The following is an 11,523-nucleotide window of genomic DNA, read 5'->3' on the forward strand; positions in this document are numbered from 1 at the left end:
TCTGCCCGGACGTCGCGGCCGCGGGACGCTCGGGTCGGGTCAGCCGGCGTCGGCGGCGCCCAGGAAGATCGGGTTCGACATGGCGACCATCGCGTTCGGCGTCGTCGTCTTCGGGCCGCCCGACGGACGCCGCACCTCGACGCGGACCCAGCGGCTGTAGCGCGGGTACGTCGTCCACGTGACGGTCGCGGCGCCGGATTCCGGGACGGTTTCGCTGTGCTCCGGGCCGAGCTGGTCGAGAAACGTCACGGTCGTGCCTGGAACTCCGTGAACGACCGCGCGCACCTCGATCGGCGTGCCGATGCCCGCGACGAGCCGTCCGCCGATGCCTGCCGTGCGGCCCGCGCCGGAGACGGAGAAGTCGAGCTGCACGTCGTTCGACTCGGCGAGCCACGAGCGGCCTGCCTTGAGCCCGGCGAGCAGTTCGGCTCGGCCGAGCCGGTCCGCCTGGACGACGGTGTGCGGGAGCGCCACGGTGTGGTCCGGGTTGTGCGCGTCGGAATCGCCGATCGCCGGGATCCACCGGCCGCCGCGCAGCAAGCCGTCCCAGTGCGTGACGCTCGCTTCGTCGTCCGCGGTCCACGGGCCGTTCCAGACCTCGACGAGGTCGGCGATCTCGTACGCGAATTCGTAGGTGCAGCCGAAGCAGTTCGCGAACGGGTGCGCGGCGGTGACCAGGCCGCCCGCCCGGTGCACCTGGTCGGTGAACCGCCGGAAGTCGCGCGGGTCGGACGCGCGGTAGCGCCAGTCGATCCAGGTGCCGGCCGGGACGCCGATCGCGGGCCAGTGCCCGGACCGCGTGGTGACCTCCTCGCCGTTCAGGATCAGCAGGTCGGCGGTGGCGTGCTCGCCCCACACCAGCTGCGAACTGGACGTGTTGTGCTCGGTCGGCACGATGAAGTCCAGACCGGCCGCCCGCGCGTCCGCCACCAGCTGCTCGGGCGTGCGCTTGCCGTCGGAGTGGACGGTGTGCAGGTGGGAGTCGCCGCGATACCAGGACCGGCCGCGATCGCGCGCGGGCGCGGTCTCCGGGGCAGGGTTCGGCCGGAACGGCTTCGAGGTGTCCCGGCCGAACGTCAGCGTGATGTCGACGCGGTAGTTCAGCCCTTGCGGCGCGACTGTGTACGGACCGAGGATCACGTGCCAGCGACCGGGTGTGATCGGCCCGGCGAGGTACCCGGGCGTCGCTTCCGCGGCGCTGATCGAGAACCGGTCGCGGAAGCCGCCGGACCAGCCGCGGAAGCCGCGCCGGGTGCCCAGTTCGTGCCCCTCCGGTCCGAACATCCCGATGTCGCAGGCATTTCCGCGAGTTCCCGCGGGCACCAACGGCTTGTCGTAGGAGTAGACGACGTCGAGCCGCTTCACGCCGCGCGGCACGTCGACCGGGAGGTAGTACCAGTCGGGCACGTCCGGGCGGAAGGTACCGGTGACGGTCTTCGTCTGCTGCCCGGCGCCGGGCGCGGGCACCGCGAACGAGACACCCGGCACCATGCTCATCGCCGCACCCGCCGCGACGACGCCTCCGGCCCGGAACAGGTTGCGCCGGTTGAGTTCCCCAGTGGACATGGCTTACCTCCGCAGCGATGAAGTCGCGCCGACGCTAGCTCTCGGGGCCACCCCCTTCAACGACGTTGCGGTGAACACTCGGCGACCCGCCTCGGCTGCCATCGACCCCTGCGCCGAGCCGCGCGTCCAACCCCCGAGGGCGGGACCGCTTGCCGCACCCGGAATCGTCGAGCGGTGCCTGAACGCCTGCACAGCAAACCGCGCTCGGCGACTCGCCCCGCCCGACACCGGCCCAGCGCCCCCGTACATCGGCGCAGGCCACACGCCGCACCGGGAACAGCCGACTGCCGTCACACAGCGAATCACACTCGGCAGCTCGCCTCACCCGACACCGACCCAGCACTTCACCAAGCCGCGCATCACACGCGACGCAGAAACCGCCTGCCGCGCACCGGACAGCCGAGCCACACCTGAAGACTCGCCACCGCGCAGCGAACCACGCACGGCAGCTCGCCTCGTCCAGCATCGACCCAGCACCTCACCAAGCCGCACCAAGCCGCACCAAAGCAACAGCCGGGCACCCGCCATCCCACAGCAAACCGCACCGCTCGCGCCTCACATCACCGCATCACTCCCCTCCGCGACCCGGTCCAGCCATTCCTCCAGCAGCGCCTCGAACAGCACCGGCTGCTCGAACTGCAGGTTGTGCCCCGCCCGGTCGAGCACCGCGTAACTCGCCCGCGGATAGTGCCCCAGCAATCCGTACGACTCCGCGAATCCCGTGGAAGCGTCCTGCCGGCCGCACACGATCAGTGCCGGTTTCCGGTACGCCGGGCCGCTTTCCGGGTCGACCGACAACCTCCAGCCCGCCAGCATCCGCTGCAGTGCGGCCCGGTCGGCGGCCGCCAGGCCCGGCGCGACGTCCGCGCGGAAACGCGCCAGCGTCTGCGCGGACTGGACCACCGCCACCTCGCCGTACTCCGCCGCCTCGGCCGGATCGAGACCCGCCAGCAGTTCCGGATCGGCGCGCAGCACCTCGTGGTCCGGCACGTCCCGCTCCAGCACCGGCACCGGGCGGCTGAGCGGGCACACCAGCGCCAGCCCGGCGACCTGTGCGGGCCGCGCCCGCGTCAGCCCGCGCGCCAGATAACCGCCGTACGACTCGCCGGCCAGCAGGAACGGCTCGTCCCCGAGGAGGTCGTCCACCAGGCCTTCCAGCCCCGCGAGGAGGTCGTCGGACCCGCGCGCGGACCCGGCGGGCGACTCGCCCATCCCGGGCAGGTCCGGGTAGATCCGCCGGAATCCGGGCCGCCGCGCGAAGACCGGTTCGAGACAGCCGGTCATCAGGCGGTGGTCCGGCGTCCAGCCGTGGACGGCCAGCACCGGCGTGCCGGAACCGTGTTCGACGTAATGCATCGTTCCCTCCCTGTTCGCCGGCCACCGTTGTACCGCACGGCACCGACAATTCCGGGGCTCCGGCGGCCCGCGGGAGGCAGCGCCGGGCTCCGGGCGGCAATTCCGGGAGAATTCCCCGGAAAGTCAGCCGCGGGAGCTGATCAATTCTCTTTCGGGTGCCGGCCGCCCCGCGGCGGGACGGCGCGGAACACAAGCCAGCAGAAGGAAACCTGCCACGACGCCCAGGAGCACGTGGCCGGTGACGGCGCACAATCCGCACAATGCGGTCCATAGGACGATCTTCATCCACCGAGTGTAGGACCGCCGGGAATCGCCGTCGGCGGACTTGGGGAAGACTTAGGGTTCGGTCAAGCGGAATTCCCCGGAAGAAGCAGAAAAGAAAGGGTTGCCTTTCCTCTCCGGCGAGAGAAGGCCCTTGCGGTGCGCCGGCGCGGGCGGTCCGGCAGGATCGGGACCGTGCCCACGCCCGGAACCAGCGCGCTCGTAGTCACGCTCCCCTCCGCCGCCGTCCTGCTCGAAACCGCCGCGGCGGTCGACCCCGGACTCGTCCGCCCCGGCCTTCCGCCGCACGTCACGGCGCTGTACCCGTTCCTGCCCGCCGACCGGCTCAGCGAGCGAACCGACACCGGCATCACGCAGCTCGCCGCGAGCTTCCCCGCGACTGACGTGCAGCTCGCCGATCTGGTCACCGCGCCCGGATTCGTCGCAGCGGCCACCCCGGCGCTACAGCCCCTCGCCGACGCCGTGTGCGACCACTGGCCCGACGTGCCCCCGTACGGCGGGCGCTTCGGAGCGCACCCGCCAGCGCACCTGACGATCGCCCTCGGCGGCAGCGACGACCAGCGCGCCGAGGTCGCCGAACGCGCGCGAGCAGCGCTGCCGATCACCGCCAGGGCGGACACGCTGCACCTAGTCGTGCTCACGGAGCAGGGTTGGCAGCTCCGGCTGTCGGCCCCGCTCGGAATGCCTGCGCGATAGCCCGCAGCCGAGCCACATCAGCCGCGAAAGCGGTCTCCTGCGGCAGCACCGGCGATTCCGCGGGCTCGTCCGGCACCAGTGCCGAACTGCGCAACACCTGCACCGCCGCGCTCGGCGACAACTCAGGCCCGACCCCGGACAGCAGCAACCCGTCGTTGATCTCGCTCATCATCGTCAACAACCGCTCCCGGCCGGTCCCCGACGCGTCGTCAAGCCGGACGACATCCGGATACCGGGAAGCCAGGTGCTCCCGCAGCGGCCGAAGCACCGTCCGCGTCCGCGCGTCGCGCACCGCCCGGCCCAAAGCGGGCAACGCGGGCACCGTCAGGCCCACCACGATGAGCAGCACCGAAACCGCCGGAAAACCGACCGCGAGCGTGCACTGGACGGTCGAGAACGCGCCGCGGCACAGCTTCGTGACCGGATGCTCCGCGGTCAGATCGCTGATCAGATCGACGATTTTGCCGATCAGATAAGCGAAAGCGAACACACAGGCCGCGAGCATGATGCCTAGTCCAGCCCGCAACGCACCGGTACCCGCGCGCACCGCCCCGGCCGACACCACAGCGATGTCCGCCACCGCCAAACCCAGGTACAGCGTGTAGACGACGATGTACACGACCAGTGTCGGATTCGACCGGTACAGCTCGTCGAAGAGCCCGACACCCGTCGGCAGCCCGCGCGTCGCGAAGAACGACGCAGTGAGCACGACGAGTGCGACAATCAACGCCCCGAGCCGCGCGCGCCGTCGACGCTCTGCCACGCCACCGATCTCCGCGACAGTCACTTCGATGCCGTACGCGGCCACCATCGTCGCGAGGTTCGACAGCAGCCGCCCAAGGCTCGGGTATAGCTGGCTCTCGATCGCCTGCGCACTGTCGGCGAGCAAGCACAACGCGACGCCGAGGGCGATCAGGCTGGTCGCGAGCCCCGCGCCGGCGCCAGTCCGCCGCGCTCGCACCGCGCGCCAGATCCCGGCTGCGAGGGCGAGCAGGCCGACCCCGAAGAAGAGAACGTCGATCATCCGCGCGCTACCCGAGCAGCGACGCGAAGCGCCGCGCGCGATCCGCTGCCGGGCCGGAAGCACCTGGCCGCAACTGGGCGCCGTCCTCAGTGGCGGCGCTCATCAGGAACACGGCAATAAGCTCCGCTTCGTACTCGTCGGAATTCGCGGTGACGCGGGCGAGCAGATGCGACAGCAGGTGCGCGCTGAGATCCGGCGCGAGCGTCGCCGCTTCGGAGTCGGTGAGCACGCATTCGCCGCGGTGCTCGCACAGCAGGTGGGCGATTTCGTGGGCGATGATGTGGTCCTGGTGCAGCGACGACGTGCCCGCCGCGTACGCGATGAGGTCGAAGCCGTCGTGCCGCTGCCACGCGCCGGAGGGCCGGCCGGGCGCGTAGTCGACCGCGACCAGGTCGATGTCGCGGCCGCGGTGCCGTTCCAGCCGGTCGATCCACGCGTTCATCGACCACGGCCGCGGGGCGGGCACGTGCCGCAGCAGGTCGCGCACCCGGTCGCGGGCGCGCACTCGCACGGTCGGGTCGATGTCCCCTCCCGAGGCGATCGGCGGCTGGACCAGCCTGGTGCACCAGGGAGTCCCCGGCGTTCCGGCCGCCGCCAGCATAGCCGCCCGGATCACTCGGGCTTGCGTCCGCGCCGGGTGCGTTCGCGTCCCTCGGCGTAGCTGGCGAGCTGGTCCATCAGGGCGGAAACGGTCCGCCGGTCGCGCTCGGACAGCCGCATCGCGCGCTGCGCCAGGCCACGGGCCTGGGTGTCGCGCCAGGCGACCACGTCGGCCACCTGCTCGTCGACCCGGCCGGCGACCTCGTCGTCGAAGAAGTAGGTGACCGGCACGCCGAAGAACCGCGCGAGCGCCTGGATGTGCGACCGCTTCGGGTCGCGCCGGGCGCCGACGGCCAGCTGCTGGACATGCGTGGCCGACATGCTGACGCCGGTCACGTCGGCGACGCCCTGGGCGATCTCGCGGTAGGAGTAGGGCTTGCGGTCCGGCGGATGCACGGTCGCGATCAGGTGTGCCAGCCGTTCCGCGAAGCTGCGCTCCTGGTCCTGCTCGGCCATGCCGCCCCCACCACCGTTCCGTCTCCGTAACAGCGACCAGCATAACCGTCCCGAAAACTTGACACCAGCTGTCCCGTTCCAGCTACACTCGCCCCGCGCATCGTTTAGAAAACTAAACACCGGGATCCGCGTGCGGTCGCTGGGGGTGCCCGCACGCGGTCCCGCGCTCGCGCGTGCGAGGGACGCACAAGTGACGCACAGACTGCGGAGGTAGGTTGTGCGCCATGACACTCCCCCACAGTCCCGAAAGGACACCCGTCGTCGTCACCGGCGGCAGTGGCTTCATCGGCCGCGCTGTCGTGCGCGAGTTCCGTGAGCGCGGTTATCCGGTCACGGTCGTGGACCGCGTGCGCTACGAGACGGCGGACGAGGGAGTGCGCGTCGTCGTCGGAGATCTGCGTGCCGCCGAAACTCGCGAAGCAGCTGTCGAAGCAGGCGTCGGCGGAATCGTGCACCTCGCCGCGCTGACATCCGTGCTGAAGTCCGTCGAACTGCCGCGCGACACGTACGCGGAGAACGTTGCGGTGACACAAGAACTTCTTGAACTGTGCCGCGTACGCGAGGTGCCGCGCTTCATTCTCGCGTCCACGAACGCGGTGATCGGCGACGTCGGCACTAACACCATCACGGTCGACCTGCCCACGAAGCCGCTTACGCCATACGGTGCCACGAAAGCTGCCTGCGAAATGCTGCTGTCGGGCTACGCGGGCGCGTACGGCATCACGACGTGCGCGCTGCGCTTCACCAACGTGTACGGGCCTGGTATGTCGCATAAAGACAGCTTCGTGCCGCGCATGATGCGCGCAGCGTTGAACAATGAAGGCGTGCGGGTGTACGGCAGCGGCGAGCAGCGTCGCGACCTCGTGCACGTAGACGACGTCGTGCGCGCGATCGCGCTCGCGTATGAGAGCGGTTACACCGGCCGCGCGATCGTCGGTGCCGGACGTTCGGTGTCAGTGCTGGAAATGGTCGAGACCGTGCGCGCGGTGACCGGTGCCGAGTTGCCGATCGAGCACGTGCCCGCGCCGGCCGGGGAGATGCCCGCAGTGGTCGTCGACGTCTCGGCGAGCGCGGAAACCATCGGCTACCGCCCGGAAATCACCCTCGCCGACGGCCTCGCCACGGCCTGGAAATACTTCTCCGGACTGGACCGGGCCGAGGCGCCGTGACCGGATTCCTCCGGCGCCACGCGTTCCTGCTGGTGCTCCTCGCCGCGGGAACCACGCTGCGGGTGCTGTCCTGGATCGCCTACCAGCCCGCGCTGCTGTACATCGATTCCTTCCGCTACCTGGACAATCTGCAACCTCTGCGCGCCGACGGGATCAACCCGGTCGGCTACGACCTGCTGTTGAGGCCGCTGCTCGCGGTCGGCGGACTGTCCTTCGTCGCCGCCGTGCAGCACGTGGCCGGACTCGCGATCGCGGTCGGGATCTACGCGCTGGCCCGGCGGCTCGGCGCGCGCGACTGGGTGAGCGCGCTGGCCGCCGCTCCGCTGCTGCTCGACGCCTACCAGGTGCAGATCGAGCAGAACATCATGGCCGAGGTGCTGTTCGAGGCGCTGCTGTTCGGGCTGCTGTGGCTGGTGCTGGCCAAGGGAAAACCGAACTGGCGCCGGATCGCGCTGGCCGGCCTCGTGGTCGGGTTCGGCGTGCTGGTGCGGCTGATCGGCATCACGATCGCCGCGCCGTTCCTGCTGTACGTGCTCGCCGCGGGCAGCGCGTGGCGTTCGTGGCGCGGCTGGCGCGACGCCGGCGCCGGGCTGCTCGCGATCCTCGTCGTGGTGGTCCCGTACGCGGGGAAAGTCAGGGCGGAGACCGGAAAATGGGGCCTGAGCGGGCCGTCCGGCAGCATGCTCTACGGCCGCACCGCCGCGGTCGCGGATTGCGCGAAACTTCAGCTCGATCCGGTCGTGCGGCAGTTCTGCCCCACCGAACCGGCCGAGAACCGGCTGGTCGACAACTACACGCACGCCGACCTCGACCCGGCGTGGCCCGGCCCGCTGCCGCCCGGAGCGGACAAGAGCGAGCTGGCGCACGAATTCGCGGTGACGACGTTGAAGGCGCAGTGGTGGGACGTCGCGACGTCGATCCTCGGCGACTTCGGCAAGAGCTTCCAGTTCACCCGCTACACCGCGGCCGACGACGTGCCGATCGACCGGTGGCAGTTCCAGCTGACCTACCCGGAGTTCGCCGACGACGCCGTGGTCAAGACGGTCACCCAGCAGTACGACGGCACGGATCCCAAGGTCAACGAGCCGATCGCGGTGTTCCTGCGCGACTACCAGATCAACGGCGGGTTCGTGCCTGGCGCAGTGCTCGGGTTCTTCGCGCTGCTCGGCCTGCTGACCGTGCTGCGGCGCAAGAAGCCCCGTCACCCGGCGCGCAGCGGTGCCTTGTTCGCTGCTGGCACTGGCTTGTTCCTGCTGTTCGCGTCCGCGGTGTTCGAGTTTTCCTGGCGTTATCAGCTGCCCGCGCTCGTGCTGTTGCCGGTCGCCGGAGCGCTCGGGTTTACCACGCTCACTGTGGCCAGCCGTCGTCGTCTCGGCAGTTATCCGGACGCTGTCGACGAAGGCGCGATCAAGGACTTCCGTGACCGGCATCCCGGCGCGAAGCTGTCCGAGCTGACCGTGGTGATCGCCGCGTACAACGAAGCCGGCGGCATCGGCCAGGTGCTGGAGAAGATGCCGGACGAATGTCTCGGGCTGCCGGTGGACGTCCTGGTGGTCGTAGACGGCGGTACGGACAACACCGCGGCCATCGCGGAAGACCACGGCGCGTACGTGTGCGTCGCGCCGACTAACCGCGGCCAGGGCGCCGCGCTGCGCCTCGGATATCACCTTGCTGCCGAGAACGGCGCGAAGTACATCGTCACGACAGACGGCGACGGTCAGTACGACAACAGCGAAATGGCCGAACTGCTCGCGCCGTTGCTGGACGGCACCGCCGATTTCGTAACCGGCTCCCGGCGTTTGGGGCATGAAGAGGCTGACAGCCGGATGCGCTGGATCGGCGTGCGCGTGTTCGCATGTCTCGCGTCAGTCCTGACCTGGCGGCGGATCTCCGACACGTCCTTCGGATTCCGTTCGCTGCGCGCGGAACTCGCGTGCGCGATCCCGCTGAACGAACCGCAGTACCAGTCATCGGAACTGCTGCTGGGCGCGACCGCGCAAGGCGCGCGCGTGCTCGAACGGCCGATGAGCATGCGGCTGCGCAAGGCGGGCAAGAGCAAGAAGGGCGGCAGCGTCGTGTACGGCGCGAACTACGCGCGGGTCATGACAGGGACGTGGTGGCGCGGGTACGTGCTGCGCCGCGGCCGAAAACGAACCGGTCGAGCATCGTGAACTTCGCGACGAACACCAGCGCGTAGCTGAGCACGTACGCCGCGTCGAGCAGCACGACCCACCAGAAGTGCGGCAGGTGCAGCGGCGCGAGCAGGTGCCCGGCGAGCGTGGTCAGGCCGACCGACGCGAGGCCGCCGAGGGAGATGACGAGGACGTAGGGCAGCAGCTCGCGGACCGGTTCGGGACGGCCGCGGCGGCCCCACACCCAGCGCCGGGTGAGGAAGAAGTTCAGCACCGCCCCGGCCGCGAACGCGCACGCGCTGGCCAGCCACGGGGCCCCGCCCGCGGCGAGCACCGCGATCAGCGCGGCCTGGCTGAGCAGGGTCGCGGCCACCGAACTGGCGGCCGCGCGGACGAACCTGCCCAGGCCGCGACGAGGCGGCTTGGGCGATTCCTCCGCCGTGCGGGGGTTCGCCGGGTTGGTTACCGTCGTCATGTCCCCAGTCTCCCCTCGGGCCGCCGGCTCCGCCGCGCGACCCCCCCGGCCCACAGCGGATTCACAGCTGACTGCCAGCCGAACATCAGCGGCGGGCGATTAAGTTCGGATCTGCCACCGCGACACCGGGCGTCGTGTACAACGAAAGGCCGTGCCTGTCGCGAAAACGAAAGGAAAGGGTGCTCCGGATGCGCGTGCTGGTTCTCGGCGGTGACGGTTACCTAGGCTGGCCCACTGCGCTTCACTTGTCGGACAAAGGCCACGAAGTGGCTGTTCTGGACAACTTCGCGCGGCGGCAGTACGACGTCGAACTCGGCGCCGAGAGCCTCGTCCCCATCGAAGACCTGCGCACCCGCACCGACGCGTGGCACGCGGTGTCCGGAAAGCGGATCGCGCGCTACGAAGGCGACCTGCTCGACGCCGAATTCCTGTTCGGCGCGGTGCGCGATTTCCGTCCGGCGGCGATCGTGCATTTCGCCGAGCAGCGGTCCGCGCCGTACTCGATGATCGACCGCGAGCACGCCGTCTACACGCAGCACAACAACGTGGTCGGCAACCTCAACCTGCTGTACGCGATCGCCGAGATCGACCCGGACATCCACCTGGTCAAACTGGGCACGATGGGCGAGTACGGCACCCCGAACATCGACATCGAGGAAGGCTGGCTCGAGGTCGAGCACAACGGCCGCCGCGACCGGATGCTGTACCCGAAGAAGCCGGGCTCGTTCTACCACCTGTCGAAGGTGCACGACTCGCACAACATCGAGTTCGCCTGCCGGATCTGGGAACTGCGCGCGACCGACCTCAACCAGGGCGTCGTGTACGGCCAGCAGACGCCGCAGACCGTGCTCGACCCGCGCCTGGCCACGCGGTTCGACTACGACGCGGTGTTCGGCACGGTGCTCAACCGGTTCGTCATCCAGGCCGTTCTGGGGCAGCCGCTCACGGTGTACGGCAAGGGCGGGCAGACCCGCGGCCTGATCGACATCCGCGACACCGTCGAGTGCATCCGGCTGGCGGTGGAGAACCCGGCCGAGCGCGGCGAGTTCCGGGTGTTCAACCAGATGACCGAGAGCATGCCGGTGCGCCGGATCGCCGAGGTCGTGGCGGACCGCTTCCCCGGGCCGGTGCAGATCGAGAACCTGGACAACCCGCGGGTGGAGCAGCCCGAGCACTACTACAACGTGAAGCACACCGGGCTGGTCGGACTGGGGCTGGAGCCGCACCTGCTGTCGGACACGCTGATCGAGTCGATGTTCGACATCGTCGGCGCGAACAAGCACCGGGTGAACGACGACCGGCTGCGGCCGACGGTGCGCTGGCGCGGAGCGGTCGAAGCTTCCTGATTTCGCTTCCCGAAGTCCGTGCGGGGGCCTTCACCAGGCGGCTCTCCCGCCGGGAAACAGGGGTGAAGTGCGCCTGGCCGAGCCGAAGGGCCTGCCGGGGCCGAACCGGCCGTGGGTGGCACCGGACGGGTGCCGGTTCGCGTCCGTGAAGGGCTCCTTGGGGGAATCGGATTCCCTCAAGGAGCCCTTCACGGAGGTGAATTCCGATGCCAGCGGCTTGAGCCGGGCGGCCTGCCCCTGCTGGCCGTCCACAAAGGACGCCATCGCCGACCGATGCCCGGTTGCTGCCCGTATGGCCGTTCTTGCAGGTCAAGTCCCCGGCTTGGGGCTCAGAGTCCGGCGTCGGCCAAACCCGGTACGTCCCGCGCGGGCAGAAGTGCCGAAATTGTCGGTGGCGGGTGGGATGCTCTTCGAGTCAGCC

At 69.9% G+C, this 11,523-nt stretch carries 11 protein-coding genes; 4 read left to right on the forward strand and 7 right to left on the reverse strand.

The annotated features are described in order from the left end of the window. Positions 1-39 precede the first annotated feature (39 nt). The 3 genes from BM362_RS42675 to BM362_RS48030 all read right to left on the reverse strand — a co-directional run bounded on the left by BM362_RS42675 (position 40) and on the right by BM362_RS48030 (position 3,207). On the reverse strand, positions 40-1,566 hold the full coding sequence (locus BM362_RS42675) for a CehA/McbA family metallohydrolase (RefSeq protein WP_093577006.1): 1,527 nt from the start codon (positions 1,564-1,566) through the stop codon (positions 40-42). A gap of 555 nt (positions 1,567-2,121) precedes the next feature. Continuing rightward, positions 2,122-2,922: an alpha/beta fold hydrolase gene (locus BM362_RS42680; RefSeq protein WP_093577007.1), complete on the reverse strand. Its 801-nt coding sequence runs from the start codon at positions 2,920-2,922 to the stop codon at positions 2,122-2,124. Positions 2,923-3,045: 123 nt separating this feature from the next. After that, the gene (locus BM362_RS48030) at positions 3,046-3,207 is read right to left on the reverse strand and encodes a hypothetical protein (RefSeq protein ID WP_157905059.1); all 162 of its coding nucleotides are present in this window, start codon (positions 3,205-3,207) and stop codon (positions 3,046-3,048) included. A gap of 171 nt (positions 3,208-3,378) precedes the next feature. Between BM362_RS48030 and BM362_RS42685 the strand changes: the two genes are divergently transcribed. Continuing rightward, positions 3,379-3,900 (forward strand): 2'-5' RNA ligase family protein, encoded by a 522-nt coding sequence (locus tag BM362_RS42685; protein ID WP_167545654.1) that lies wholly within the window; start codon positions 3,379-3,381, stop codon positions 3,898-3,900. Here BM362_RS42685 and BM362_RS42690 read toward each other — a convergent pair. Genes BM362_RS42690 through BM362_RS42700 form a run of 3 tightly spaced genes read right to left on the reverse strand, consistent with a single transcriptional unit; the run spans position 3,842 to position 5,980 of the window. Further along, positions 3,842-4,924, reverse strand: coding sequence for a hypothetical protein (locus tag BM362_RS42690; protein WP_093577044.1), 1,083 nt, complete (start codon positions 4,922-4,924; stop codon positions 3,842-3,844). The two genes, BM362_RS42685 and BM362_RS42690, sit on opposite strands and share 59 nt — an antisense overlap. 7 nt (positions 4,925-4,931) lie before the next feature. Continuing rightward, complete coding sequence (locus tag BM362_RS42695; RefSeq protein ID WP_232791878.1) at positions 4,932-5,540, reverse strand: hypothetical protein; 609 nt, start codon at positions 5,538-5,540, stop codon at positions 4,932-4,934. Next, positions 5,537-5,980 carry a hypothetical protein gene (locus BM362_RS42700; RefSeq protein ID WP_067589048.1) on the reverse strand — a complete coding sequence of 148 codons (444 nt, stop codon included), beginning with the start codon at positions 5,978-5,980 and terminating at the stop codon, positions 5,537-5,539. The genes BM362_RS42695 and BM362_RS42700 overlap by 4 nt, the downstream gene beginning before the upstream one ends. Before the next feature lie 224 nt (positions 5,981-6,204). Between BM362_RS42700 and BM362_RS42705 the strand changes: the two genes are divergently transcribed. Next, positions 6,205-7,149 carry an NAD-dependent epimerase/dehydratase family protein gene (locus tag BM362_RS42705; protein WP_093577009.1) on the forward strand — a complete coding sequence of 315 codons (945 nt, stop codon included), beginning with the start codon at positions 6,205-6,207 and terminating at the stop codon, positions 7,147-7,149. Then, the gene (locus BM362_RS42710; RefSeq protein WP_093577010.1) at positions 7,146-9,320 is read left to right on the forward strand and encodes a glycosyltransferase family 2 protein; all 2,175 of its coding nucleotides are present in this window, start codon (positions 7,146-7,148) and stop codon (positions 9,318-9,320) included. Before BM362_RS42705 ends, BM362_RS42710 begins: the two co-directional genes overlap by 4 nt. Here the strand turns inward: BM362_RS42710 and BM362_RS42715 are convergent. Further along, positions 9,250-9,756, reverse strand: a complete 507-nt coding sequence (locus BM362_RS42715) for a GtrA family protein (protein WP_067589042.1) — start codon at positions 9,754-9,756, stop codon at positions 9,250-9,252. The two genes, BM362_RS42710 and BM362_RS42715, sit on opposite strands and share 71 nt — an antisense overlap. 188 nt (positions 9,757-9,944) lie before the next feature. Between BM362_RS42715 and BM362_RS42720 the strand changes: the two genes are divergently transcribed. Next, complete coding sequence (locus tag BM362_RS42720; protein WP_093577011.1) at positions 9,945-11,102, forward strand: NAD-dependent epimerase/dehydratase family protein; 1,158 nt, start codon at positions 9,945-9,947, stop codon at positions 11,100-11,102. The last annotated feature ends 421 nt before the right edge of the window (positions 11,103-11,523 follow it).

Origin of the sequence: Amycolatopsis rubida (assembly GCF_900115345.1) — a bacterium.
Lineage (GTDB): Bacteria > Actinomycetota > Actinomycetes > Mycobacteriales > Pseudonocardiaceae > Amycolatopsis > Amycolatopsis rubida.

Bases quoted from the DNA above. Each gene is read 5' to 3' on its own strand.
- BM362_RS48030 (WP_157905059.1), bottom strand. From the start codon at position 3,207: ATGAAGATCGTCCTATGGACCGCATTGTGCGGATTGTGCGCCGTCACC.
- BM362_RS42705 (WP_093577009.1), top strand. From the start codon at position 6,205: ATGACACTCCCCCACAGTCCCGAAAGGACACCCGTCGTCGTCACCGGC.
- BM362_RS42720 (WP_093577011.1), top strand. From the start codon at position 9,945: ATGCGCGTGCTGGTTCTCGGCGGTGACGGTTACCTAGGCTGGCCCACT.
- BM362_RS42690 (WP_093577044.1), bottom strand. From the start codon at position 4,924: ATGATCGACGTTCTCTTCTTCGGGGTCGGCCTGCTCGCCCTCGCAGCC.
- BM362_RS42680 (WP_093577007.1), bottom strand. From the start codon at position 2,922: ATGCATTACGTCGAACACGGTTCCGGCACGCCGGTGCTGGCCGTCCAC.
- BM362_RS42700 (WP_067589048.1), bottom strand. From the start codon at position 5,980: ATGGCCGAGCAGGACCAGGAGCGCAGCTTCGCGGAACGGCTGGCACAC.
- BM362_RS42675 (WP_093577006.1), bottom strand. From the start codon at position 1,566: ATGTCCACTGGGGAACTCAACCGGCGCAACCTGTTCCGGGCCGGAGGC.
- BM362_RS42715 (WP_067589042.1), bottom strand. From the start codon at position 9,756: ATGACGACGGTAACCAACCCGGCGAACCCCCGCACGGCGGAGGAATCG.